The organism is Stenotrophomonas sp. P5_A9 (genome assembly GCF_056400525.1).
Window position 1 is genome coordinate 23,786 of record NZ_JBFULC010000008.1, and the last position, 26,222, is coordinate 50,007.

21 protein-coding genes are annotated in these 26,222 nt (G+C 66.0%); 17 read left to right on the top strand and 4 right to left on the bottom strand.

The window, feature by feature from the left end:
• Window positions 1–22 precede the first annotated feature (22 nt).
• On the top strand, window positions 23–379 hold the full coding sequence (locus tag AC1DR7_RS04025) for a bleomycin resistance protein (protein WP_457319115.1): 357 nt from the start codon (window positions 23–25) through the stop codon (window positions 377–379).
• A gap of 21 nt (window positions 380–400) precedes the next feature.
• On the opposite strand, the gene AC1DR7_RS04030 is transcribed toward AC1DR7_RS04025, so the two are convergent.
• Window positions 401–871, bottom strand: coding sequence for a hypothetical protein (locus AC1DR7_RS04030; protein ID WP_457319116.1), 471 nt, complete (start codon window positions 869–871; stop codon window positions 401–403).
• Window positions 872–1,170: 299 nt separating this feature from the next.
• Here AC1DR7_RS04030 and AC1DR7_RS04035 point away from each other — a divergent pair, with 299 nt between their 5' ends.
• The 3 genes from AC1DR7_RS04035 to AC1DR7_RS04045 all read left to right on the top strand — a co-directional run bounded on the left by AC1DR7_RS04035 (window position 1,171) and on the right by AC1DR7_RS04045 (window position 5,811).
• Window positions 1,171–2,943, top strand: a complete 1,773-nt coding sequence (locus tag AC1DR7_RS04035) for a GGDEF domain-containing phosphodiesterase (RefSeq protein WP_478052617.1) — start codon at window positions 1,171–1,173, stop codon at window positions 2,941–2,943.
• A 117-nt stretch (window positions 2,944–3,060) separates the two neighbouring features.
• Window positions 3,061–5,235, top strand: a complete 2,175-nt coding sequence (locus tag AC1DR7_RS04040; protein ID WP_457319393.1) for a methyl-accepting chemotaxis protein — start codon at window positions 3,061–3,063, stop codon at window positions 5,233–5,235.
• 99 nt (window positions 5,236–5,334) lie between these two features.
• The gene (locus tag AC1DR7_RS04045; protein ID WP_478052028.1) at window positions 5,335–5,811 is read left to right on the top strand and encodes a hypothetical protein; all 477 of its coding nucleotides are present in this window, start codon (window positions 5,335–5,337) and stop codon (window positions 5,809–5,811) included.
• 57 nt (window positions 5,812–5,868) lie between these two features.
• On the opposite strand, the gene AC1DR7_RS04050 is transcribed toward AC1DR7_RS04045, so the two are convergent.
• Window positions 5,869–6,159, bottom strand: a complete 291-nt coding sequence (locus AC1DR7_RS04050; protein ID WP_457319395.1) for a hypothetical protein — start codon at window positions 6,157–6,159, stop codon at window positions 5,869–5,871.
• A gap of 223 nt (window positions 6,160–6,382) precedes the next feature.
• Here AC1DR7_RS04050 and AC1DR7_RS04055 point away from each other — a divergent pair, with 223 nt between their 5' ends.
• The gene (locus AC1DR7_RS04055) at window positions 6,383–6,553 is read left to right on the top strand and encodes a CsbD family protein (protein WP_256774579.1); all 171 of its coding nucleotides are present in this window, start codon (window positions 6,383–6,385) and stop codon (window positions 6,551–6,553) included.
• Between the two features lie 79 nt (window positions 6,554–6,632).
• On the opposite strand, the gene AC1DR7_RS04060 is transcribed toward AC1DR7_RS04055, so the two are convergent.
• Window positions 6,633–7,661 (bottom strand): sensor domain-containing diguanylate cyclase, encoded by a 1,029-nt coding sequence (locus AC1DR7_RS04060; protein ID WP_457319398.1) that lies wholly within the window; start codon window positions 7,659–7,661, stop codon window positions 6,633–6,635.
• Window positions 7,662–7,886: 225 nt separating this feature from the next.
• Here AC1DR7_RS04060 and AC1DR7_RS04065 point away from each other — a divergent pair, with 225 nt between their 5' ends.
• The 3 genes from AC1DR7_RS04065 to AC1DR7_RS04075 all read left to right on the top strand — a co-directional run bounded on the left by AC1DR7_RS04065 (window position 7,887) and on the right by AC1DR7_RS04075 (window position 11,987).
• Entirely contained in the window at window positions 7,887–8,330 is a 444-nt protein-coding gene (locus AC1DR7_RS04065; RefSeq protein ID WP_457319399.1) for a hypothetical protein, read from the top strand.
• 185 nt (window positions 8,331–8,515) lie between these two features.
• Complete coding sequence (locus tag AC1DR7_RS04070; protein WP_457319396.1) at window positions 8,516–10,555, top strand: TonB-dependent receptor; 2,040 nt, start codon at window positions 8,516–8,518, stop codon at window positions 10,553–10,555.
• Window position 10,556: 1 nt separating this feature from the next.
• Window positions 10,557–11,987 (top strand): PepSY-associated TM helix domain-containing protein, encoded by a 1,431-nt coding sequence (locus AC1DR7_RS04075; protein ID WP_478051935.1) that lies wholly within the window; start codon window positions 10,557–10,559, stop codon window positions 11,985–11,987.
• A gap of 79 nt (window positions 11,988–12,066) precedes the next feature.
• On the opposite strand, the gene AC1DR7_RS04080 is transcribed toward AC1DR7_RS04075, so the two are convergent.
• Window positions 12,067–12,312, bottom strand: coding sequence for a hypothetical protein (locus tag AC1DR7_RS04080; protein WP_457320661.1), 246 nt, complete (start codon window positions 12,310–12,312; stop codon window positions 12,067–12,069).
• Window positions 12,313–12,655: 343 nt separating this feature from the next.
• Here AC1DR7_RS04080 and AC1DR7_RS04085 point away from each other — a divergent pair, with 343 nt between their 5' ends.
• From AC1DR7_RS04085 to AC1DR7_RS04125, 9 genes are all read left to right on the top strand, one after another.
• Complete coding sequence (locus tag AC1DR7_RS04085) at window positions 12,656–13,351, top strand: response regulator transcription factor (protein WP_457320659.1); 696 nt, start codon at window positions 12,656–12,658, stop codon at window positions 13,349–13,351.
• A 17-nt stretch (window positions 13,352–13,368) separates the two neighbouring features.
• Entirely contained in the window at window positions 13,369–14,580 is a 1,212-nt protein-coding gene (locus tag AC1DR7_RS04090) for a sensor histidine kinase (RefSeq protein ID WP_457320656.1), read from the top strand.
• A gap of 94 nt (window positions 14,581–14,674) precedes the next feature.
• Window positions 14,675–15,067, top strand: coding sequence for a diacylglycerol kinase (locus AC1DR7_RS04095; RefSeq protein WP_457320654.1), 393 nt, complete (start codon window positions 14,675–14,677; stop codon window positions 15,065–15,067).
• 78 nt (window positions 15,068–15,145) lie between these two features.
• On the top strand, window positions 15,146–16,810 hold the full coding sequence (gene eptA / locus AC1DR7_RS04100; RefSeq protein ID WP_478052619.1) for a phosphoethanolamine transferase EptA: 1,665 nt from the start codon (window positions 15,146–15,148) through the stop codon (window positions 16,808–16,810).
• Between the two features lie 156 nt (window positions 16,811–16,966).
• Window positions 16,967–18,181, top strand: coding sequence for an acyltransferase family protein (locus AC1DR7_RS04105; protein ID WP_478052620.1), 1,215 nt, complete (start codon window positions 16,967–16,969; stop codon window positions 18,179–18,181).
• A 55-nt stretch (window positions 18,182–18,236) separates the two neighbouring features.
• Window positions 18,237–19,505, top strand: coding sequence for an MFS transporter (locus AC1DR7_RS04110; RefSeq protein WP_256774439.1), 1,269 nt, complete (start codon window positions 18,237–18,239; stop codon window positions 19,503–19,505).
• An 18-nt stretch (window positions 19,506–19,523) separates the two neighbouring features.
• Window positions 19,524–20,771, top strand: a complete 1,248-nt coding sequence (locus AC1DR7_RS04115) for an arsenic transporter (RefSeq protein WP_256774440.1) — start codon at window positions 19,524–19,526, stop codon at window positions 20,769–20,771.
• A 107-nt stretch (window positions 20,772–20,878) separates the two neighbouring features.
• Entirely contained in the window at window positions 20,879–22,081 is a 1,203-nt protein-coding gene (locus AC1DR7_RS04120; RefSeq protein ID WP_457319614.1) for a hypothetical protein, read from the top strand.
• 364 nt (window positions 22,082–22,445) lie between these two features.
• Window positions 22,446–26,057, top strand: coding sequence for an autotransporter outer membrane beta-barrel domain-containing protein (locus AC1DR7_RS04125; RefSeq protein ID WP_478052622.1), 3,612 nt, complete (start codon window positions 22,446–22,448; stop codon window positions 26,055–26,057).
• Window positions 26,058–26,222 lie beyond the last annotated feature (165 nt).

Sequence of the window (26,222 nt, forward strand, 5' to 3'; positions counted from 1 at the left end):
CACACCGGCACCGGAGCTCCCCATGCAACAGACCGTCATCCCCCAACTGCGCATGACCGATGCCACGGTCAGCGTGCCGTTCTACCAGCGCATGGGCTTTGCCATTGACTGGGAGCACCGTTTCGAACCGGGCATGCCACTGTTCGTGCAGATCAGCCGCGAGGGCCAACTGCTGTTTCTGACCGAACATGCCGGCGATTGCGAGCCCGGTGGCGCGGTCTACTTCCAAGTGCCCGACGTGGACGCACTGCATCGCGCGTTCGTGGCCGCCGGCGCGGCGGTGTTCCGCGCGCCGGCGGATGTGCCGTGGGGCGGACGGGAAATGCTGGTGGTGGACCCGGACCATAACCGGCTGCGGTTTGCTACGCAGGACAAGTAAGTCACCCGGCACGCCGCTGCACTAAGTGGGCAGCGGCGTCCATTCATGGGAAAAGCGCGCGAACTCAATCTGCAGTTCGCCATCGTGGTCCAGAATGATGTGGTGCCGGTAAACGCCGGGGCGGACAATCGAGAACTCGTGCAGAAGAAGATCGGCATGCCCATTGTCTTCCAGGGCGGGCTCGCACAGCTGGAAACTGGATACGCCACCATAGCGTAGCGTTGTCGTGCCCTCGAACATCTGATCAATAAGGCTCAGCGCGATCAGCGTCTCTCCATTGGAGAATCTGGCCTTGTACTGCTTGGACACAAGGAGAGACAGCATCCTTGCATCGTGCAGCGTCTTGTTTCCGCCAAGAGTGTAGCTATCGATGTCGCTGGCGAAAGCTCGCAGCGACGCGGGCATCCCACTCGCCACTGTATCGATGTAATCAAAATACCTGGAGAAATTCCAGGCCTGCCCATCGTGGTAGATCCTGTCGAGTTTCCTCACGCGCACACACTCCTTGGGTTTTTTGCCGGGCCATGCGTATCAGGCACCGGTTCGGCCGCAGGACGTCAGATTGCGCCCCGGCCGGTCAACATTCTGACGCATCCCGTCAACATTCCGACAGTCATCGCGCGCCGATGAAACGCAGGTTGAATGTGTCATTGAATTATTCATTTGCCTGCGCCGAAGCATGAATCCAAATGGGCCTCCCGCACGTAGATAGCCAGAGCCCACCCCACGACCGACGCGCAATGAGTCCCCCAGTCACCCAGGAAGATGAAAGAAAGGCCGTTCTTGGGTCCATGCAGATCGCCGATGTTGCCGCGCTCCCCTCGCTGGACCACATCACCCGTCTTGCCAGCTACGCCTTCGATGTCCCGGTTGCCTTTGTCTCGATCCTGGGCGATGTGGAACAGCGCTTTGTCTCCCGGATCGGGCTGCCGGTGGCGGCGACGTGCATCCGCGCCTCCATCTGTGCCCACGCCATCACCGCCAACGGGGTGTTCGTGGTCACCGACCTGGCGGCCGACCCGCGCTTCCAGGACAACCCCCTGGTCGCCAGCGCTCCGCACCTGCGCTTCTATGCAGGTGCCCCGCTGGTCGCCAGGAACGGGGTGGCCATCGGCGCCCTCTGCATCATGGACAGCATGCCCCGCGAGTTCCTGGACAGCGACCGCGAGCAGCTGTCGAGCCTGGCCCAGCTGGTGATGGGGCAGCTGGAGCTGCGCAACCTGTCCGGCCGGCTCGATCCGGTCAGTGGCCTCCCCAGCCGCCACCAGCTCCACGCCGATTTCCCCGGCATTGTCGCCCGCAGCGCCACCGGCAGGCGCTACGCCGTGGCCATCGACGTGCTCGACATCCCCCGCGCCAGCCAAGTGGGCCAGGTACTTGGGCTGCAACCGCTGGAAGCGCTGATCCGGCGCGCCGGCGTTCGCCTGCGCACCGCATTGGGCGGCATCGCTACGGTCTACCACGTGGGGGTCACGCGCTTCGCCTTCCTGGTGGACATGCCCACCCCAGACCAGGTGGAAAGCCTGGTCATGGAACTAAGGGGCCGGATGCTGCGTCCGCTGATGGCCGCCGCCGTGCCCATGTCGCCGCGCTTCCACGCAGGGATCTGCGCGGTCGAAGGCGGCGAAGGCAGYCACGAACTGCTTCGGAAACTCCTGGTGGGCCTGCACGATGCGTTCGACGCGGGTCAAACGTTGTGCTGGTACTCGGCAGCGCGGGACCAGACGGTGCACCGCGCCTACCGCCTGGCGTCGGATGCCGAGCGCGGCATCGCCAACGGCGAGTTCCATCTGGCCTATCAGCCACGTTTCGACGCCCCAACGCGCACCCCGGTCTCTGCCGAGGCGCTGATCCGATGGACCCACCCGGTGCTCGGCCCCATCAGCCCGCTCGAGTTCATCCCGGTCTTCGAACAGACCGCCCTGATGGCACTGGTCACCGACTGGGTGCTGGATGCGGCCCTGGACCAGCTGCTGGCGTGGCGGGCCCAGGGCGTGGACGTTCCCCTGTCCATCAACCTGCCCAGCAGCTATCTCACCAGCACCACCGCCTGGGAGGTCATCAGCGCGAAGTTGGCGCGGCGCGCCATCCCGTTTTCGATGGTTGAATTCGAGATCACCGAGGGCGAGTGGCTCGGCCCCGACTCCCCTGCGGTCGCGCAGATCTGCGCCATGGCGCAGGCGGGCATCCGGATCGCCATCGATGACTTCGGCAGTGGCTACAGCAACTTCAGCTACCTGTCCGACCTGCCCATCCGCACCCTCAAACTGGACAAGTCGCTGATCGACGGCATCGGCACGGACCCACGCGCAAGAGCCAAGGTCTCGGCGATCCACCATCTGGCCCACGAGCTTGGCTACCTCACCGTGGCCGAGGGCGTGGAACACCAGGACCAGCTCGACGTGCTGGCCGATATCGGCCTGGATCAAGTCCAGGGTTACCTGCTGGCCACGCCTTCGCCCGCGTCAACGATTGCAGCGTTGTTCGCGCGTGTCGGTCAGTCGCTGCAGGTTACCTGGGATGAACTTCATCACCCTCGCGTCACAAATTGCATCGCCACCTAAATGCTCCGCCGCACGTCTTTGAAGCAAAGCGGTGCGCCGCCGATATCGGTTCTCCACCGCGCAACTTGAGCTCCGGCTCGTCGCCTCCCCTCTGCATCTCACCAGGCTATCCACACCATGCACTTTGTCAGGAATCTACGTGTCGGCCAGCGCATGAGCGTTGGCTTCTCCGCTCTCATAGGACTGATGGTCGTCCTGACTCTGGTGGGCATCCATCGGGTCCACCTCATCGAGAACGACCTGCACACGATCAATGACGTCAACGCGGTCAAGCAGCGCCTGGCCATCAACTTCAGGGGCAGTGTGCATGACCGCGCGATCGCGCTGCGCGACGTGGTCCTGACCGATGACCCGCAGGCCCGGGCCGAGGCCACGCAACAGATCGAGAAACTCGCCGGCGACTACGCGGTGGCCGCCAAACCCCTGTCGGAGATGATCGCGGCGAGCACGGACAGCAAAGAGATCGGCATGTTGAAGGCCATCCGCGCCAACGAGGCCGCCACTCTCCCCTTGCTGGCCGAAGTCAGCAAGCAACGCGAGGCCGGCGATGTCCAGTCGGCAACAGCGCTGATGCTCACCCAGGCCAAGCCGGCCTTCGTGGCCTGGCTGGCCTCGATCAACGCCTTCATCGACTGGCAGGAGGCCAAGAGCGCCGCCACCGCCGAACAGCTGACGGCCACCGCGCGCGGCTTTGCCATGCTCATGATCGGCGCAACGCTGCTGGCGCTGGCGCTGGGAACGGTCATCGCCATCGCGCTCACGCGCAGCGTCGTCGGCCCCCTGCGCACTGCCCTGCAGGCCGCCCGCGACGTCAGCCAGGGCAAGCTGGATACAGCTCTGGTGGCACATCGGGGCGACGAGGCTGGCCAGCTGCTGGAGGCCATGGAGCAGATGCGCCAACGCATCCGGCGCGTCATTGCCGAGCTGGGCGAGATGACGGCCCGGCACGAGCGTGGCCAGATCAGCTACCGCATGGATGCGGCCGCCTACCCGGGTGAATTCGGCATCATGGTGCGCGATACCAATGACATCGTGGCGGCGCATATCGCCATCAAAATGCAGTTGGTCCACCTGATCGGCCGCTACGCGGTGGGCGACCTGTCCGACGACATGCAACGGCTGCCCGGCGAGAAGGCCATCATCACCGAGACCATGGACCGGGTGAAGGCCAACCTGTCCTCGATCAACCGTGACATCCGCGAGCTTACCCAGGCCGCCTCCGAGGGCAACTTCTCCGCGCGCGGCGAGCCGCAGGCGTATCAGTACGATTTCCGCGCCATGGTGGAAAACCTCAATGGCCTGATGGGCACCGCCGAGCAGAACCTCGCAGCACTGTCCACCTTCCTCAATGACGTTGCATCGGGCAACCTGGCCGCGCGCATGGAGGGCGACTTCCGCGGCGTCTTTGCCACCATGGGGGCCGATGCCAACAAGACTGCCACCAACCTGGCCGATATCGTCCGCCGCATCCATCTCTCGTCCGAGTCCATTACCGGCGCGGCCACGGAGTTGTCCAACGGCAACCAGGACCTCTCCAGGCGCACCGAACAGCAGGCTGCCAGCCTGGAGGAAACCGCCGCGTCGATGGAGGAGCTGACCTCCACGGTCAGGCAGAATTCCGCCTCGGCCGACCAGGCCAATCGCCTGGCCATCGACGCCGCCGCTGTCGCCGGGCGCGGTGGGGAGATCGTGGACGAGGTGGTCAGCACCATGGACGGCATCGAAACCGCTTCGCGCCGCATCGCCGACATCACCACCGTGATCGACGGCATTGCCTTCCAGACCAACATCCTCGCGCTGAATGCCGCGGTGGAAGCCGCACGCGCCGGTGACCAGGGCCGTGGTTTTGCCGTGGTCGCCGCCGAGGTGCGCAGCCTGGCGCAACGCGCGGCCAGCTCGGCCAGGGAGATCAAGGAACTCATCGACGACTCCGCCGCCAGGGTCGCCGAGGGATCCACGCAGGTCCGCGCCGCCGGCGCCACGATGCAGGAGGTGGTTTCGAGCGTGCAGCGGGTGACGGACATCATGCAGGAGATCGCTGCCGCCTCCCGCGAGCAATCCTCCAGCATCGAGCAGGTCAACGCGGTGGTCGGCCGCATGGATGAGACCACGCAGCAGAACGCCGCGCTGGTCGAAGAGGCTGCCGCGGCCGCTGCCGAGCTCGACGTCCAGGCGTCCGGGCTCCGGCACGCCGTCGCCGCCTTCACGATCGACCCGGTCGCGGTGCGCCGTGACCGCCCCTTGCACACGCGCGCCGTCGCTGCCCCGCGCCTTGCCCACAGTCTTCAATGATGAACGGCCAAGCAGCGGCCGCGGGCCATTGCTTGAAACTTCGGCAATGGCCCGCATTGACTGACAGCGCCCGCGGTTGGGCGCTCTCAGGAGAAATGCATGCCGCACCATGAAAAAATCGCCGTTGCCGGCGTCATCGAGCACGTCTTCGCGCATCGCTTCACGCTGGTCAGCAACGATCAGACCTATCTCGCGGATCTGGGGCCGAAAGGCGCAGAAGCGTTTCCTCTCGCGCAGGGCCTTGCCGTACGGCTTGAGGGCGAACAACGCCCGTCGGAAATCAAAGTCGCACGCATCGCCAGGAAGGGGGGCGCCTTCGTGGAGGTGGAACACAAAAAGCCGCATCACGGCCCCAAGCACCCCCCCTCCGATGCACCGGCCGATCCGCGTGCGGTGCTGGCCGCGGTGAAGAAGGCCGGTTGGAAGGTCTCAGGTAAACCCGCCCGCAAGCCCAGGCACTTTGAACTCCTGGCCAGACGCGATGCTGGTGGCTGGACCGAACTCCACGTGGATTTTGCAGGCGTCATCTACAAGCAGAAACCGGCAGACGATGAAAAGTGGGACCTGCCCGCCTGAAAGACTGGTAGTACACAACAAAAGAGCCCCGGGATGTCCCGGGGCTCTTTTTGTTTGTCAGGCCGCCTGTGGGCTCCAGCGACGCAGCGCAGCCCCCCTGAGCGATTGCTCACCGCACCCGGTCGGACAGCGCAGCACGCGCGCCACCGAGGTACTGACAAAGCCCTGCCCCTCCTGCGCCTTGAAGATGACCTCGCACGACAGGCAGCGCGCCACCATGGAATACAGATGCACGATGCGGCCACTGCAGGGGTCCTGCAACGCGCTCACTTCCAGCAGATCGAAGTGGCAGCTATCGGGCAGCGCGCGCCGGGGCAGCGGATAGGGAGAGGAGGTCTGCAGGTTCACGCGGGCGCGCCATCGAGGGAATGCAGGCGACTGTAGATAGCGCGGTGTGGAGCCCAGGTGCAGATGCGATGCCTGCCGCGCGAAGGCGCCGTTACGCATCGCATTCAACCCTGAATGATTCGGAATCCAGTTGCCTGACTTTCGTCATATTTCACCCGGGCGACACTTCCAGGCAAGCAGCATGCTCAAGCCCACCGACGGGCGGAACCGCGAGGCATTTGAGATGGACAAGAACCGTACCGAAGGTGTCAAGAACCAGGTCAAGGGCACCGTGAAGGAAGTGGCCGGCAAGGTCACCGGCGACAAAGCCCAGGAGCTCGAAGGCAAGGCCCAGAAAACCGTGGGCAAGGTGCAGAGTGAAGTGGGCAAGGCAAAAGACGACGCCCGCCGTTGAATCCGGCGCGCTGCTCCCGCACTTCGGTGAGGGAGCAGTGGCGTTGGAATTGCGTACGGATGGACGCCAGGCATTACGCTCACTCCGCGAAGCTTGTGGTGTTCTTGCCATGTCGCTTGGCGACATACAGCGCCCGGTCGGCCATGGCCAGCCAGTCCTCGGCAATGCCGATGCTCACGCTGATCTGGATCGAACGCACTTCTGCGGGCAGGTTGGCCTGCAACCGTTCCCTGATCCGCTCAGCCACCTGCATGGCCTCAGCAGACGTGCATTCCATCAGCAACACCGCAAACTCATCCCCACCCAGCCGCGCCGGCGTATCGCCGGGCCGCATGAAGTCCCTCAACGTCGCCGCAATGTGGCGCAGCACCTCGTCACCCGCCCGGTGACCGTGCCCGTCGTTGATCCGCTTGAAGTCGTCCACATCCAGCATCAACAAGCAGGCAACGCCGCCATGACGGTGCGACCTCTCCAGCGTCTGCTGGGCACGCTGGATCAGAAAGCCCCGGTTGGCCAGGTCCACCAGCGGGTCCATCCGGCTCAGGCGCTGCAACTGACGGTTCTGTGATTTCACCCGGCGCGCCAGCTGCCAGCTGAGCAGACTCAGCCCGATGCCATACACGAACAGGAAGGGCAGGCTGAGGGCAATCGTGCGCTGTGAGGTCACCGGCTGAAAGGGCAACACAAGGGCCAGCCAGGCCACGCCGAATCCCACCACCAGGGCCAGGGTCGCCCGCGCCGCCAGCTTCACCCCACCTGCGGCGATCTTGTCGGCCACCAGCAGCGCCGCGAACAACGCACTGGGCACGATGCTGAGCGCCATGAAGGCAATCCATGCACCGCCCAGCAACGAGTCGATGACCATGCAGCGGAACTGCGCCGCTGCCGGTTTCTGGGCGCGGTGAATCAAGGCCAGCGCAATGGCCGGCCATAGCAACGCGTTGACCAGCAGCAGCACCCACGCCACCACACCGTCGTTGCGCTCGAGGATGATCGAGGCAATCGGCAGGGCGGCAAGGCCGTTGCCGACAAACCGCATCCAGCCAATGCGGCGGGCCGCGCCGATTCCTTCCACCGCCAATTCCGCAGAATCCGTCAAGAACGGCACACTTCCCCCTCGACTTCCGCCAAAGCCCGATCCGCACACCGGAATCGGGAGCAGTCTGGCACTGTGGCGTAAATAACGGGTCAATATCGGCACGGGACGGTGCGACATCGGGTCGCAGGCTGCGCGCGGGCCTTCCAGACGGCCACGGCCGCTGCCTCCCTTAGAATCAACCCCGTGCGCTCTCCTGCCCTCCACCGCTGGCTTCATGCCTGGGCCTGCCTGGCCATGCTCCTGGTGGGGGTCGCGCCGCTGGTCAGCCGGGCGTTGGCGCACCCGGGCGTAAACGCTTCCCAGGCGCCGAACGCCCATGGCGCACCCCACCCCGCGCTCGACCCCGCCCCCGTGGGCGCGTACCCCAAGCATCACGATACGGCGCATGGCATGGATCACGCGATGGCGATGGCGACCCCGCGCGCGCATGGCCAGGCGGCATCGCCAGCCATCACGCCGGCCAAGTCTCCAGATCCCCACGCCGAGCATGCCATGGGCGTGGACTGCGACTACTGTCTGATCGCCGCACGGATGGTCAGCCTGCTGGTCGCCCTGCTTCTGCTCATTGCGCTCTGGCCCGCGGTCTTCCGGGCTTTGGCGAGGCAGGTCGTTGCCCCGCAAATGCCCCCGCCAGGCACACTCGGCGCCCGCGGTCCGCCGCCCGCCCTCGCCTGCTGATCCAGCCTGCGTCCTGAGGCGCGCATCGCGCCCGGCCGTCCGTACCCGCCCCACTCACCCGGCAACTCTGCCGGGCCGAATGCGCGCGCTGGATACTGCCCTTCCCCTCCGCTGTCCGGCTGACCCGCCGGCTCTTTTGCCTGTCTCGACCACGCGGTGGTCGCGGCAACTCGATCTTGTGGACCATGAACAGACTTCCCGCTTCCCGCCCGCTTTCCAGGGCCACTCTGATTGCGCTCGCCAGCGCTGCCTTGGCCCCGTCGCTGGCGTCCGCCAAGGAGGACACCGTGCTYACCCTGGGTACCGTGCAGGCCCGCGCCAGCGCCGAGCGCGACCTGTCGGCACGGTCGGTATTCACCTCCGTGGACATCCTCGGTGGCGACCTGCTGCAGCAGCAGAAGGTGGATCACAGCTGGGAGCTGCTGATGAACGCCCCCGGCGTGCAGGTCACCCAGTTCAAGATGGGCACCGATGCCGGCCGCTTCTCCTTCCGTGGTTTCAACGGCGAAGGCCGCATCAACGCGGTCAAACTGCTCATCGACGGCGTCCCAAGCAACGACAACGCCGGCGGCATGCCCTACCTGGATGCGGTGTTTCCGCTGGACATCAGCGCGATGGAGATCGTGCGCGGCACCAACGACGCGCGCTACGGCCTGCATGCCATCGCCGGTGATGTAAACGTGCTCACCCGCCATGGCGGCAACGACGGCCAGCTCAGCGTCACCGTCGGCAGCTTCGGCACACAGGACGTGCAACTGGCCAAGGGCGTCGAGAACGGTGCCTGGTCGCAGAACTATTTCATCGGCTGGCGTGGCACCGACGGTGAGCGCGACCATGCCGAGGGCACCCAGCGCAGCTTCGCCGGCAAGTGGTTCTACACCGATCCCGAGGGCCGCTGGCGCGCCGGTCTGGCCAGTCGTTACTACAAGAACGCCGCGCTGGAAGCGGGCTATCTCAGCTACCCGCAAGTGCAGGCCGATCCCTGGCAGTCGCCCGATTACGCCCGCGACGACCGCAGTGAGCGCGAAACCGTGCAGACCGCGCTGCACCTCGATGGCGCCCTCGCCAGCGACTGGCATTGGAACGCCAAGGCCTACCAGAACGACTATCGTAACCAGCGCTGGGTGACCTTCACCGCAGGCGGCGCGCAGCAGGAGCGCTTCAACGATGAAACCCACCGTGGGCTGATCCTCAACACCACCTGGCGCCCCACCACCACTCTGGCCGAGTTGGTGCTCGATGCCGGCGTGGATGGGCAATGGCAGGACAACACCGCCCGCCGCTACCGCACTGTCGCGCGCGAACGTCAGGCCACACTGCGCGACTGGGCGTTCGATCTCGACACCCACGGTGCGTATATCCAGGCCGTGATCCGCCCCTTCGACGCGCTGAAAATCGTGCCGGCCTACCGCGTGGACCGCATCTACGGCGATTTCCACAACGTCGCCGACGGCACGCGTGCACCGGTGTACGACTACGGCCTGATCAGGCAGCCCAAGCTGAGCGTGTCCTATGACCTGGGCAGCCGCACCGTCGCCTACGCCAACTGGGGCCGCACGTTCCAGATCGGCAGCGGCAACGGCGCCTACCGCACGCAGCCCGGCAATCTGTCGCCGTCGATCAACGACGGCTGGGAGACCGGCCTCAAGTGGGCACCCATGCAAGGGCTGCAGGCCCGCATCGCCTACTGGGAACAACGCGCCTCCGACGAAGTGGCCACCATCCTCGGCGTCAACGGCAGCGTGGGCAGCAACGAAGTGGGCAACGTCGGCAAAACCCTGCGCCGCGGCTGGGACGCGCAGCTCACCTGGCAGGCCAGCGCGCGCTGGCGTGCGTGGGCGTCGTATTCCCGGCAGAAGGCGGTGATCAAGGTGCCCGACCCCAGCACACCGCAGACCCGTGGGCGACAGGTCGAGAACGTGCCGAACTGGCTGGCCAACGCTGGCGTGGAGTACACGACCACCCCCGATTGGACCTTCAGCGCCTGGAGCAACGGCCAGGGTGACTACTTCGTGGAACGCACCAACACGCTGGGCCGTTACGGTGGCTATGCGTTGTTGAATCTGAGCGCCACCTACCGCCTGGACCCGCGCAACAGCCTGGCCCTGCAGCTGAAAAACGCGACGGACCGCTTCTACGTCTACGCCTGGTATGACAGCGGCGCATCCGGCTACTCGCCCGGCGATGGCCGCGCCCTCTACCTCAGCTGGACCCGGGAGCTCTGATATGGATACCGCCATCCCGCCGCCGTCCACCGAACGCTGGCGCTTCTACCGCGCGGTGTGGCGGTGGCACTTCTATGCCGGTCTGTTCGTACTGCCTTTCATTGCCTGGCTGGCACTGACCGGCGCGGTCTACCTGTACCAGAAGCCCATTGACCGGTGGGTCCACCATGACCTCAAGGTCGTGGAAAACCCACAGCACGCTCGCACGCTCCCCAGCGCCCAGATCGCCGCCGTCACCGCCCTCACGCCTGGCGAGGTGTTCCGCTACAGCACCCCGGAGCGCAGCGATGGCAGCGTGGAAATCGGTGTGCTGGAGGCCGACGGTCGGCGCGAGATCTACTACGTTGACCCGACCTCGGCGCGCGTCCTCGGATACCTGCCGGAAAAAGGCACGTTCTCCGGTGTCGTACGCCGGCTGCACAGCCTGGACCTGCTCGGTGACTACGCCCGTGCGCTGATCGAGATCGCTGCCGGCTGGGCCATCCTGCTGGTGTTGACCGGTGTCTACCTGTGGTGGCCGCGCGGGCGCAACGGTGGCGTCACCACGGTGCGTGGCCGGCCGGCCCAGCGCCTGTTCTGGCGCGACCTGCATGCGGTGACCGGTGTCTGGGTGGGGCTGGCGCTGCTGTTCCTGGCGGTCACCGGCATGCCCTGGTCGGTGGTGTGGGGCAAGCAGGTCAACGCGTGGGCCAACGGGCAGGACTACGGCTATCCGGCTGGCGTGCGCGTGCAGGTGCCGATGTCGCACCAGCGGCTGGCCGACACCACCACGCCCACCTGGTCGATGCGGCAGGCGCAAGTGCCGGTGTCATCCCTGCGCCACGCCGAACACGCGCCTGCCGATAGCCATGCCGGGCACGAGGGGCACGGCAGTGGTGCACTGGGCGATCTCGCCGCCCAACCTGGCAGCATCGGCATCGACGCCGCGCTGCAACGCATCAACGGCCTCGGCCTGGCACCCGGTTACAGCGTGGCGCTGCCGCGCGGTCCGATGGGCGTGTACACCGCCTCGGTCTACCCCGAGGACGTGGCAGGCCAGCGTGTGGTGCACCTGGACCAATACAGCGGCCGGGTGCTGCTGGACATGGGCTACGCCGAGTACGGCGTGCTGGGGCGTGGGCTGGAATGGGGCATCAACGTGCACCTGGGACAGGAATACGGCACGTTCAATCGCCTGTTGCTGGTCGCCGCCTGCGCCGCGATCCTCATGCTGTGCATCAGCGGCGCGGTGATGTGGTGGAAGCGGCGGCCGGTCGGCGGGATGGGCGTGCCTGCGCTGCCGAGGCAACGGCGAACGGTGGCCATCGTGTTCGCGCTGCTGTGCATTGGCGGGGTGGTGTTCCCGTTGGTGGGTGCCTCGCTGCTGGTGGTGGGCGTGCTCGACTTCATCATCAGCGGCGGCTGGCGCGCTCCGCGCCCGGCGCGCGATTGAAATGCCCGCCCAACCCCATGTCCGGAATACAGCCAAGCATCCTTCGCGAGAGCAATGCTGTCTGGCGCTGATACATCCGTCAGGTCTTCAGCACCTGCATCTGCAGAAACTGCTCGAACCGCGCGCGGCTGACGGCCTGGTGTTCGCCACAGTGGGGGCAGTTGAGCAGACCCGCGCCTTGCACGTCCACCAATCCTTCCCCCTCGGACAACCTGCATTCCTGCATGCACGATTGGCACTGGACATCCAGTTGTTGCAGCATTTTTATCGTCTGCGCGTCGGCCATTTCAGCGCGAACACCCAGGATCAGAAACTTGCCGGTCATCGGAAACTCCGTACTAGGCATCCTCGCCACTGATATGACCGTGATCAGAAGCGCGCCAACGAGGATGAACATTGGGGAAACCTTCTTGGCAGACGCCACCGCATGCCCTGCGGGTGGCCAACCGACTGCGATTTGAAGGAAGGATAGGCATGATCCCGATGCGACCCTGCAAGGAGAGTGAAGCCGGGGTTCGCAGCGTGTCAAGATCGGGCCGATGCGACGGAAGGGCGCGACCGTCTCTCCGCAAAGAACAACGCCTGCGTGGCGCGTCCGCCCGCTGCGCCTTGGCAATGGCGCAGCAATCCTTCAAAGTCCCTCACACGCTCCATGATGCCAACGATCCATGACCCGCCTGCTCATCATTGAAGACAACCCTGAGTTGGTCGCAAACCTGTACGCCTTCTTCGAGCCGTTGGGCTATGTGCTGGACGATGCACGGGATGGCGCCACCGGGCTGCGGCTGGCTACGCAGAACGATTACGACGCCATCCTGCTGGATCTGATGCTGCCGCGGCTGGACGGAATGACGCTGTGCCACAAGCTCCGCGAAGAGTTCCAGAATCCGGTGCCCATCCTGATGTTGACCGCGCGCGACCCCGTCGATGACCGCGTGCAGGGCCTGGCGCTGGGCGCGGACGATTATCTGGTCAAGCCCTTTTCGCTCAGGGAGCTGGATGCCCGCATCCAGGCCCTGGTGCGCCGCGCCCAGGGCAGACACGTGCAAGGCACCCTGGCCTGGGAAGATCTCAAGGTGGATACCCGTGCGCCACAGGCGTGGCGGCAAGGCCAGGCCATCAATCTGACCCCCAGTACACACAAGCTGCTGCTGTGTCTGGTGCGCGCCGCGCCTGCCGTGGTCAGGAAGCAGGAGATGGAGTATCTGCTGTGGGGCGACCATCCGCCAGAAAGTGGTGCCTTGCGCACGCACATCCACGAGCTGCGCCAGCACACCGACAAGAGCTTCGCATCGCCACTGATCGAAACAGTGCATGGCGTGGGATGGCGCATGCAGCGCCCCGCGAAGGCGACCGGGCAGTGAAATCAATGTACCGGCCGATGATGCTCCGGACACGCATTACGGTGTCCTTCGTGCTCCTGATGGTGGCGGTCATGGGCTTTGTGGTCGCCGCCGAGCAGCTCGACTACGACGAGCTGCGCGCATACGTCATTTCCAGAAGCCTGCACAGCGAGATGCATCGGCTGAAAGCGGACATAGCCAACGGCGCCACGCCGGTCATGGCCAATGGCAGCCAGTTTTACGACGCGCACACCGCGCCGCAAGCGCTGCGAACCTATGCGCCGGGCTACTACAGCGTCGGCAAGCCCGACGTCTGGCACCTACTGGTGTTCGACGTCGACGGGCAACGCTACTACCTTCGCCAGGATGCAGAGCGTTACCAGTATCTCGAGCACGTCATCGACGGCTACGCGCTGCTGGTCATCCTGCTATGCATCCTCTTCGCGTTCTGGATCGGACGACTCACCTCGGCCCGTGTCATCGCCCCCATCACCCGCCTGGCCGACGCCGTGGAACGCAAGGAGATGCCGTTTCCGTTCCAGGATGCGCGCGACGAGATCGGCGTACTGGCACGGGCGTTCGCGCAGCACAGCGATGAAGCCGAACAGTTCCTGCAGCGCGAGCGGTGCTTCGTGGGCGATGCCAGCCATGAACTGCGCACGCCACTGGCCATCATTGCCGGCGCAGCGGAAACCATCGCTCACCAACTGCCCGCCGACAGTCCCCTGCGGGCCAGCGGCGAGCGCATCCTGCGCACCACGCAGGAAATGCAGCGCCAACTGACCTGCCTGCTGCTCCTCTCGCGTGATCCGCAGCGGCTGGCCAGGGAAGACGTTCCGCTGCGCCCCCTGATTGAAGACTGCATGGCCCGCTGCGAGCCCTGGTTGGCACGCAAGCCAGTGGTCCTGCACATGGAAGCGCCGCAGGACCCGCGCCTCCACACCAACGCCGAGCTGGCGCGCAGCGTGGTCTGGAACCTGCTGCGCAATGCATGCCAGTACACCGATGAAGGCGAAATACGCATCATCGTGCAGGGCACCACGCTGATCATCGCCGACACCGGCCCCGGCCTGCCGCCCAGCGTCGATCCGCAGCAGTTCCAGCGCTTCCAGCCCAGCCTGCGCCACAGCGGCGAAGGGCTGGGCCTGTCCATCGTGCAACGCATTGTGGATCACCTGGGCTGGCGGATGGCCGTAGCAAGCTCGGCCAACGGTTGCCGGTTCACGCTCGACATGCCTGGCACGGCATGAACACGTGCAGCGCGCCGTAGTGGCGCCATCCTGACGGCTTTCTGACGCGGCTTTCTCAATCCTCCACAGAGACCAAGCCCTTTGTGAGATGCAGATGCAATCGTCAGGCCCCACCGGAACCGGCAAGTATCCCCATGGCAAAACCGGGTTGAACCGGGTGTTTCATACGCTGATCCATTCCCGTGACGGCTTCCTGGCCACCATCCGCAGCGAAGCGGCGTTCCGGCAGCTGCTGGTCCTGCATGGCCTGCTGATGGCGACCACATTCGTGCTTGATCTCAGCCCGGCCGAACGTGCGTTGATGCTGGCGGTCAGCTTCATCAGCCTGCTGGTCGAGCTTCTCAACTCCGCCATCGAGGCCGTGGTCGATCGTATCTCGCTCGATATCCACCCACTCTCCAAGAACGCCAAGGACATGGGCAGTGCCGCGCAGACCACGGCGTTGCTGATGGTCGGTGCTGTCTGGGCGGTGATCCTGTTGGCATAGGCAAGACAGAAGCACGTCCCTGACAACTTCCTGATACACCCGTTTCGATACTGCGCGCACTTTTCACTTCACGGAAGAATGCGCGTGCTTCAACGTCTGACCTCGATTCGGCTCACCGCAGTGCAATTGACCTGGATCGCCGCGCTGTTCTTCACCACCGCGGGGAACATCGCACTGTGGCAAACGCTATGGACCCACCTGTCGCTGAACACGCCGCGCAGCGTGCTGTTCCTGATCAGCCTGCCGATCTTCCTCTTCTGTGCGTTCAACATCCTGCTCACGCCGTTGCTGGCGCTGCCCTACCTGCGCAAGCCGCTGCTGGCACTGCTGGTCATCATCAGCGCGGCGTGCACCTACTTCATGCTCCACTACGGCGTGCTGATCGATCGCAGCATGGTGCAGAACGCGTTGGAGACCAACCAGGCCGAACTCGCCTCCTACGTCTCCGCGCCCTTGCTGCTTACGCTCTTGTTGCTGGGTGTGCTGCCTGCCACCGCGATGGTGTCCTTGCCGGTTCGACACACGGCGGGAAAATGGCGGACCGCGTGCGGATGGGTGGTCAATGTCGTGGCGTCGCTGGTGGTCTTCACTGTGGTGTCTCTGGCCTTCTACAAGGACTACGCCTCCCTGCTTCGCAACAACCGGCAGCTGAAGGACCAGGTGCTGCCCATAGCCGTCGTGCGCAATGCCAACGGCTATCTCAAACGCAGGTACATGGCCGTATCGCGCCCCCTGCAGACCGTCGCCGAGGACGCCACCCGCCCTGCAACGGTTGCGGGCCAGCGCCCCCGGCTGATCATCGCCGTCGTAGGCGAGACCGCGCGCGCCCGGAACTTCCAGCTCAATGGCTACCCGCGCGCGACCAATCCGGTCCTGTCCCGGCGCGGGGACGTCATCGCCTTCCAGAACGTCGCATCGTGCGGTACGGCCACGGCGATCTCACTGCCCTGCATGTTCTCCCGCATGGCGCGCAGGCACTATGACGACGTTCAAGCCGCAACCGAAGAGAACCTGCTGGACATCCTGCAGCGCACCGGCGTGGACATCCTCTGGCGCAACAACAACAACGGCGGCTGCAAAGGGGTATGCCAGCGCGTGCCCACCGACGACATGCCGGCCCTCAAGGTGGCGGGTCAGTGCGTGAACAAGGACGGCACCTGCCACGACGAGGTGCTGCTGCACCAGCTCGGTGCCCGCATCGATGCCATGAAGGGCGATGCCCTGATCGTGCTGCATCAGATCGGCAGCCATGGGCCGACCTACTTCGAGCGCTATCCCGAACAGGCCACCGTGTTCCGCCCGACCTGCAACAGCAACCAGATCCAGACCTGCACCAACGAGGCGCTGACCAACACCTACGACAACACGCTGGTCTACACCGACCAGGTGCTCGGCAAGACCATCGCCCTGCTGGAGGGATACGCGGACCAGCGCGACGTGGCCATGATCTACGTGTCCGACCATGGTGAATCGCTGGGCGAACGCGGGATGTACCTGCACGGCACGCCGTACGTCATTGCGCCCCCTGAGCAGACGAGCGTGCCCATGCTGATGTGGTTCTCCCCGGCCTTCGCTCGGCATGCCGGCCTGGATCTCGCCTGCCTGCGCGGCAACGCCCAGGGTGAGCGCTACAGCCACGACAACCTCTACCACTCCCTCCTCGGGCTGTTCGATGTGGAAAGCGGCGTGTATCAGAAGGGGCTGGACCTGTTCGCCGGGTGCCGCGCCCCGGCGCCAGGCTGACCGCTCCACGGCATCGCCTCACCCGCGGGGCGTGCGCCGTCCCGCTCGTCCCTCAGGCCCCGCCATTGGCCCCAAACCCTTGTGCCGCCGTCCCTTTCCGCGTGCCATCGGCGCTACGGCCCCGCATGCTGCGGCTCCCTTATCCGTCCTGCTCGCATGACCCGACGACACGATATCGACGCCCTGCGCGTCCTCGCCTTCGCGCTGCTCATCCTCTATCACCTCGCCATGGCCTACGTGGACGGCTGGGGCTTCCATCTGAAGAGCACCCACACCACGCCCGACCTGCAGTGGCCCATGCGCCTGCTCAACGGCTGGCGGATGTCCCTGCTGTTCCTGATTTCCGGCGTGGCCATCGCGCTGCTGGGCCCCGGCCTGCGGCGCGGTCGATTCGCGGCCGTGCGGAGCTGGCGGCTGCTGCTGCCCCTGCTGTTTGGCATGTTCGTGGTGGTCCCCATCCAGCCCTACTGCGAGGCGGTCAGCAATGGCGCCGCCTCGCCCGGGTTCGGGGCTTTCCTACTGCGCTACTGGCAGATCCGGCCCTGGCCGCCCGGCAGCTTTGCCGGCGCACCGTTTGGCATCACCTGGAACCATCTCTGGTACCTGGCCTACCTGTGGTGCTACAGCATGCTGCTGGTGCTGCTCAAGCCACTGCTGGATTCGGCACCGGTCCGCCGCGCCACGGCACGGTTTGCGGGCGCTCCCGGGCGGCTGCTCCTGTTCCTGCCCGCGGGGATCCTGCTGCTGTGGCTGGTGTGGCTGGCACCCGCGCATCCAGCCACCAATACGCTGGTGAACGACACGTATCAGCATGCCAAGTACCTGACCGTCTTCCTGATCGGGTATCTGCTTGGCAGGGAGCCTGCCTTCTGGGAGCGCGCGGTTGCCCTGCGCTGGACCAGCCTGGCCGCCGTGGGTTGCGCGGTCTGCTGGTATTTCCTGCTGGAAGCACTGGGCCAGTGGCTGCCGGCCGACGCGGTATTACGTCGCTGGCCCGCATCGTTCTGGAGCGTGCAGTCGAAATTCTGCGAGATGCTCTACGTGTGGGGCGTCCTGTTGACCCTCCTGGGCTGGGCCAGGCGCTATCTGGATCGACCGTTCCGCTGGCTGCCCTATTGCACCGAGGCCGTCTACCCGTGGTACATCCTCCACCAGAGCCTGCTCATCGCGGCGCTGTATTGGTTGAAGCCGCTGCAGCTTGGGCCCGTGCTTGAGCCGCTGCTGGTATTGATGGCAACGGTGGTCGGCTGCCTGCTGCTACACGAGTGCCTGATTCGTCGTGTGCGCTGGATCCGGCCGCTGTTCGGGCTCAAGGCGGTAAGCGAGGACGCTCCCCGGCGCCACACGGCCGTCACGGACGCGCGCGCATAACGTGCGCACCCCGCGAGCATGGGGGTAGATCGTCCCGACCATCGAGCCTGCGCACGTGAATCCACCGCCCCCCGCCCTGCAGCCGTCCCGCTCGCCTGATCGCGCGCTCGACGGGGTCAACTTCTTCCTGGCCGATGTGCGCGACGGATTGGGCCCCTACCTGGCGATCTACCTGCTGGCGGTCCACAAGTGGGAACCGGCCAGCATCGGCGCGGTCATGACCGTGGCCGGGCTCACCGCCCTGGTCGCGCAGACACCGGCAGGCGCCTTGATCGACCGGGTGAACGCCAAGCGCGCGACGGTCGTGATCGCCGCGATACTGGTCACCGTCAGCTGCCTGGTCCTGCCCTGGACCACCTCGTTCACCCTCGTGGCCATCACCCAGGCGGTGAGTGCCATCGCCGGCACGGTCTTTGCCCCGGCCATCGCGGCCATATCGCTGGGTATCGGCGGACCGCGGGTGTTCGCACGGCGCATGGGCCGCAACGAAACCTTCAACCATGCGGGCAACGCCGTCGCCGCGGTGCTGGCGGGCGGGCTGGCCTATGTGGGCGGACCGGTCGTGGTGTTCTACCTGATGGCGGCCATGACGCTGGCCAGCATCGCCGCCGTGCTGATGATTCCGGCAGCGGCCATCGACCACGAGCGCGCGCGTGGATTGCCCTCCCCACGCCAGGACGCGCCCGCGCCGACCTCGGTCCTGCGGCTGTTGCACGACAGAACGTTGATGATCCTGGCGGCCTGCTGTGCGCTGTTCCACCTGGCCAATGCGGCGATGCTTCCCCTGGTGGGCCAGAAGCTGTCCCAGACCAGCCCCGAGCTGGCCACCACGCTCACCGCCGCCTGCATCGTGGCGGCACAGCTGGTCATGGTGCCGGCCGCACTGCTGGTCGGAAACCGGGCCGACGCCTGGGGACGCAGGCCGCTGCTGCTGGCCGCCTTCCTCATCCTGCCGATCCGCGGCGTGCTGTATCCCCTGTCCGACGCGCCCGCCTGGCTGCTGGGCGTGCAGCTGCTCGACGGCATTGGTGCCGGCATCTTCGGCGCCCTGCTGCCGGTCATCGTCAGTGACCTGACCCAGGGGACCGGTCGCTTCAACGTCACGCTGGGGGCGGTGTCCACCGCCTTCGGGCTGGGCGCCGCCTTCAGTCCTGGGCTGGCCGGGTTGATCGTGCAGTTCGCTGGGTATGATGTCGCGTTCCTGACCTTGGCGGCCATCGCTGCCCTCGCCTTCGTCCTGGCCATGGCCATGCCGGAGACCCGGCCCCAGGCCAGCGATACCACCGCCGAACCTGCAACAACGGCATCCAACGCCCGCCTTTGAGTTTTTCCCGAGCCATTGATGCACATTCCAACCACGTCCCTGATCATCTGGACGGTAACCGCCGTCGCCACCTGCGGTGTCATCTTTCGCCCCTGGCGCGTTCCCGAGTACGCCTGGGCACTGGGCGCGGCCGCGCTGCTGACCGTTACCGGGCTGCTGCCTTTGAATGCGGCCATGGCCGCCGTGGCCGAAGGCGGCGACGTCTACCTCTTCCTGATCGGCATGATGGTGCTGGCCGAGCTGGCACGGCAGGAAGGGCTGTTCGACTGGTTGGCCGCGTATGCGGTGCAGCACGCCAAGGGCTCGGGACAACGCCTGTTTGATTTGGTGTTCCTGGTGGGCACGCTGGTCACGATCTTCCTGTCCAACGACGCCACGGCCGTCGTGCTCACGCCGGCGGTCTACGCCGCCTGCAAGGCCGCCCGGGCCAACCCGCTGCCGTATCTGTTCGTCTGTGCCTTCGTGGCCAACGCGGCGAGCTTCGTGCTGCCCATTTCCAATCCGGCCAACCTGGTGGTCTTCGGCGATCACATGCCCTCCCTGGCCCAATGGCTGCGGCAGTTCACCCTGCCCTCGCTGGCCGCCATCGGCATGACCTACCTGGTGCTGCGGCTGGCCCATCGCCGCCAGATCGCACCGCCCCTGGTGGCGGTGGCCGAGCAACGGCCGCTGTCCGAGGGCGGGCGCCTGTGCGCGATCGGCGTCGGTGTCACCGGCAGCGTGCTGTTGGTGACCTCGGCGATGAACGGGCCGCTGGGTCTGACCACGTTCTGCGCCGGTGCCGCTACCCTGGCCACCATCCGCCTGCGCCAGCGCCGCAGCCCGATGCCGATCCTGCGGCATGTGTCCTGGGGCGTGCTGCCGTTGGTTGCCGGGCTCTTCGTGCTGGTCGAGGCGGTGGCGCACACCGGCGTGATCCGCATCGCCGCCGACGCACTGGAGGCCTTTGCCCGTACATCGCCCAGCGAAGCCAGCTGGCTGGCCGGTGGCGCGGCCGCCGTACTGAGCAACCTCGCCAACAACCTGCCGATCGGCCTGGTGGCCGGCTCGCTGGGCCAGATGGCCGACCTGCCCACGCAGACCCGCGCCGCCCTGCTGATTGGTGTGGACCTCGGCCCCAATCTGTCGGTGACCGGCTCGCTGGCGACCATGCTCTGGTTGGTGGCGCTGCGTCGCGAAGGCGAGCACGTCAGTGCACTGACCTTCCTGCGCCTGGGCATCCTGGTGATGCCGCCGGCCTTGCTTGCCGCGCTCTGGCTTCTGTAGTCACGTCGTTGCCGCATTGTGTTGGCCGACGTGACTACAACCAATGGCACAGGAAGCCAGCGCCGTTTGCGCGCTACGTTGGACCAAATGGAATGGAAGGACCGCGTATGAAGCGTCTGTTTTTCTCGATGGCGTTGTTGCTGATGGCTGGAATGGCTGGCGCAGCGACGAAGGCAGTGAACGGAAAAACCACCGTCATCGTGCTGGGCGTCGACCACGCCGCCCAGCTGGTGGCGCGCAACGACCGCCCCGCCCTGCTTGCCGCGTTCCTGGCACATGCCAAGCCCGATGCCATCTGCATCGAGCGCTCGCCCGAGGCCTTCGCACGCAACGACTATTACGAATTCACCTACGAAGTCCAGGACGTCGTAGTCCCCTTCGCCCGGCGCAACGGCATCGACCTGTGCCCCATCGACTGGGAGCCGCCGGTGGAAGACGCCCGGCTCGGGTTCGGCCTGGACCTGGGCGCAGCGCCGGAACTGCGCCCCGCCAGCGGATTCCAGCAGTTCCTTTCGTTCCCGTCCCCGAGCCATCTCACGCGGGATCTTTTCCACGCCGACGAAGCAAAGAACGTGGCGCGCATCGCGCAGTGGGCCGCGACCCCGGCCAAGCGCGCCACCGATGATCTGCCGCGCAGGCTGTATCTCTATCGTACGTACCTGCAGGCTCAGCGGGTGGCCGCGGCGGCGAAGGCACACCCGGGTGGCACGGTGGTGGTGGTGGTCGGCGAGTTCCACAAGCGCGATATCGACGCGATCCTGGCCGATGCCGAAGACGTGCGCGTCGTCCAGCCGTCCAGCCTCGGCAAACCCACCGAGACGCAGGTGCGCCAGCAGGAGCGCCGTGACTATCGCGTGGCTGTCGCCAGCTTCAATCTCCTGGGCGTCCAATCCGCCACCGGCAACATCGATCGCGCATTCGTCCGGGAGACCGTGCAGGCACTCAAGGCCGAACAGGACTCGCCCGAGGCCAAGCTGATGGAAACACGCCTGGATCTGCTCGAAGAGCGCATCACGCCCATCATTGCGGTGGACCGCTATCGCGCCATCGCCGCAGACGCGGGCGATGCGCGCTTCACCTGGACCGGCGTCACCGACGCCGCACGCCTGGATTCCTACTTCGATCCCTTCGGCAACCTCACCGTGCGCCAACGGGCCCTGCTCGAAACGGCGCGGGAGCTGCACCGTGCCGGGCGTGGCGCGGAAGCGGCCGCGATACAGCAGGCCCTCGGCAGCGAACTCGGCGACCGAAAGAAGGCCCAGCTTGCCGGCTACTGGGAACGCTACATCGTCCAACCGGCGTCGCCGTAAGTCGCCAGCGCCAATGGCTTCCTGCAGGGGGACGCTCGCGGTGGCGACAGGCGGGTGAAGCGGTTGACGCTTCGAACTTCAAAACGTCGGCAGGACGCGGTAAGCATATAAAAGGCCTATGACATTGATATACGCCGAATATCAAGCAAGGCCTCATTGACGATAAATGTGAATCGTCAATGAATATTTCTGTGACCGTCACCGCATTTGCAACTAATTGCATGTTGTCCGATTGACCCCCTGCCTACCGTTGCGACCTCGCCCTTCCTGGCATGTCAATGCCGACACTACGAGGTTGCACACGATGAAGTCTGACGTCTCCGTACAGCGGGTCCTGTCTTTAGCCATCGCTTCGGTACTTGCGATGACGGCAGCAAACGCCGCCACCGCGCTGCCGATTGTCGCCGACGGCACCCATGTCGATGCAAACGGTGACACTGTCGCGGGCGATCCCGGCTACCTCGGCCATGCCATGAGCGCCGTCAACGGCGGCACGATCATCGCCTCGGACATGACGCTGACCACCAGCGGCGAACAGGCCTCCGGCGCCATCGCCGATGGCGTCGGCAGTCGCATCGAACTCAACAACAGCACCATCTCCACATCGGGCTACGTGTCGCCTGGCCTGAACGCCGTGTCTGGCGGCCAGATTGTGGCCGAAGGCGTCACCTTCAGCTCCACCGGCAACAACGGGCGCGGCGTGCAGGCCACCGGCGCCGGCAGTGAAGTCACCTTCAACGGCGGCCGCATCAGTACGGCGGCGATCTACGCCGATGGCGTACGGGCGACCGACCATGGCGTGGTCAACCTGGGCCGCGACAGCGCTGGCCAGGGCACCGTCATCACCAACATGGGCGGCTCGGTCGGTCTGCTCGCCGGCAGCAGCACGGCCGACGCCAGCGGCACCATCAACGCCGTCGGCGTGACCGTCAACAGCAATGGCCCGGCCGCCTTCGCCGGCGGCTCCGGCGCGCGATTGAACCTCCGCGAGAGCACCATCAATTCCTGGTCCTCCGGCGTTGTCGCCACGTTGGGCGGCCACGCGGTCATCGAAGGCACCACCATTCGTTCGGGTCGCGCGGACCGGCTCAACAGCCATGGTGTGTCCGCCGATAACGGTGCTCACGTGGATGTCCGCGACACCTCCATCAGCACCATCGGCGCGAGGTCCTACGGGTTGTATGCCACCACTGCCGGCAGCATCGATGCCGCTTCGACCAACATCAGCACCACCGGCTTGAACTCCCACGGTGCCATGGTCGACAGCGCCGACAGCCGCATCACCGTCGCCGGCGGCCAGGTCAGCACAACGGGCCAGGAAGCCTACGGGCTCTATTCCACCGCCGGCACCATCAACGCCAGCGACCTGGACATCACCACCACCGGTCTGGGCTCCATCGGCGTGTTCGCGCGTGGCAGCGATGCCGTGTTGAGCCTGAGCAACAGCACCGTCACATCCGGCGACCGTGGCCATGGCGCTGCCGCATTGGGCGGTGCGCAGTTGAACATCATCGACTCCAGCCTCACCGCCATGGGTGCAAACGGCAACGGCGTCACCGCGCGCAATGCTGGCACGCGCGTCAACGTCAACGGATCCACCCTGCGCACCAGCGCGGCAGATTCCCATGGCGTGCTGCTGAGCGACAGCGCAAGCGTCAACATCGACGGCGGCTCCATCGCCTCGACGGGCGACCGCAGCCGCGGCATCTGGGCGTACGGCGCCAGCACCGTCAACGTCGCCAACGCGCGCATCGCCACCGCTGGCGACCGCACGCTCGACGCTGCGGGAAGCATGTTTGGCGCCAGCGGCGTCGTCGCATCGTCCGGGTCGAAGGCGACCCTGCTGAACACCGAGGTGTCCACCACTGGCTACTGGGCCGACGGCCTGGACGTGGAGGGTGACGGCTCCGCCATGCAGATGATCGGCGGCACCGTACACACCCATGGGGATCAGTCCAAGGGTGCAGCGGTCTACGGCGGCAACAACCAGCTCTCCCTGCAGCAGGTGCGCGTGCAGACCGACGGCAATGCTGCGCAGGGCCTCGCTGTAAGGGGCGCAGGCAGCAGCATTCAGGTGCTGGACTCCTCGGTCACGACCCTTGGCATTGCATCGCACGGGCTTGACGCCATCGACGGCGCCCTCGTGCAGGCCACCGGCACGCAGGTGACCACCCAAGGCGCCGGTGCTTACGCCGCACAGGCCACCAATGGTGCTCGGATCGAGCTCCACGGCGGCACCCTTCACGCCGCCGCCTCGGCCGGCCTCGGCCTCGACGCTGCCTCACTGCGTGCGAGCGATGGCACCCGTATCGAAGGCGGAAACGGTCGGCTGGCCGAGTTCGCCTCGGACAGTGCCAATACCGTTTCCTTCGACCGCAACGTGGTCGCCCTCGGGGACATCCGTTTCTCCGATGCCGCCATCGACCGCGACGGCAATGGTTTCCTCGACCGCACCTCCTCCCTCTCGCTCGACCACGACAGCTACTGGAAAGGTGCCACCGATGCCGTGGGTGATCTCTCGCTGGCCAACGGCAGCCGCTGGGACGTGACCGGCGATTCGCAGATCGGCACCCTCGCGATCGCCAACGCCACCCTCGCCTTCGACCATACGGACGGCCAGTACAAGACCGTCACCGTGGACGGTAACTTCCATGCCGACAACGGCCTGCTGGCGATGAACACCGCACTGGGTGATGACACCTCGCCCACCGACCGGCTGCACGTGCGCGGCGACACCTCGGGTACCGCGCGTATCGCCGTGAACAATATCGGTGGGCCGGGAGCCCTCACCCATGACGGCATCCATCTGGTCCAGGTGGACGGCGTTTCTGCCGGTGAATACCAGTTGCAGGGCCGTGCCGTGGGCGGTGCCTATGAGTACTTCCTGCATCAGGGTGGCCGCACCGACCCGACCGATGGCGACTGGTACCTGCGCTCGCAACTGCCGGTGGCCCCCATCGACGAGTGCCTGGCCAACCCGCAGCGCCCGGCTTGCCTGGACCCCGAAGTGCCCACGCCGGTCGAGCGCCCGGAAGGCGGCGTCTACCTCGCCAACCAGGCCGCTGCCGTCGGCATGTTCGACCTCACGATGCACGAGCGCGTGGGTGAGCCGAACCTGGCAGAGCGCCAGAAGAACGCGGATACGATGGGCGGCGTCTGGGCCCGCGTGACCTCGGACCATACCCGTGGCCGCATCGATGACCAGCTCACACATCAGGGCCGCCAGCACCTGCTGCAGGTGGGCGCCGACCTCACTCGTTGGGGCCGCGAAGACCGCGGTGTCGCTGGCGTGATGGTGGGGACCGGCGAAGCCACCGAGCGCGTGCTCTCCGAGGTCACCGGCTATACCGCCGAAGGTCGGGTCAAGGGCCGCGCCGCCGGTGTCTACGGCAGCTGGCTGCGCGATGCCGCAAACGACGGCGGCCTCTACGTGGACAGCTGGGCGCAGATCGCGCGCTTCCGTAACACCACCCATGGCGACGCCCTGCGCACCGAGCGTTACGACAACCGCAGCACCAGCGCATCGGTGGAAGCCGGCTATGCCTTCAACGTGCATCGCGGCAGCGCCAGCGCCATGTACCTGGAGCCGCAGGCACAGGTGATCTGGAGCGACTACCGCATGGACGGCGGCCATCACGTGGAGGCCAACGGCACCGACGTGCGCGAGGCCAATGCCGGTGACGTGCGCACCCGCGTCGGGGTGCGCCTGTTCGGTCACACCACGCTGGAGGGCATCAACCGCGTGCAGCCGTTCGCAGCCGTGAACTGGCTGCGCAGCCATGGCGGCGCCAACGCCGTGTGGCTCGATGACATCCGCCTGGAAGGAGCGGCGCCGCGCGATGTGTACGAGGCCAAGGCCGGCGTGCAGTTGCAGCTCAGCCGCAGCCTGACCGCCTGGGGCGAGATCAGCGCCGGGCGTGGTGCTCAGGACTACCGCAGCTATGGCGGTTTGTTGGGGGTGAAGTACGCCTGGTGAACTCGCTGACCGGGAAGCGTGCGCCGTGGTAAACCACGCGTCGCGCTGAAGAAGGGCGCCCCAAGGGCGCCCTTCTTGCTGTTCGGGCGGCACAACGCCGCCAGCACTGTGATCCTTGACACCCCAGGCAGAATCGAGGGTGCCTGGCGACCAGCGGCCTAGCGC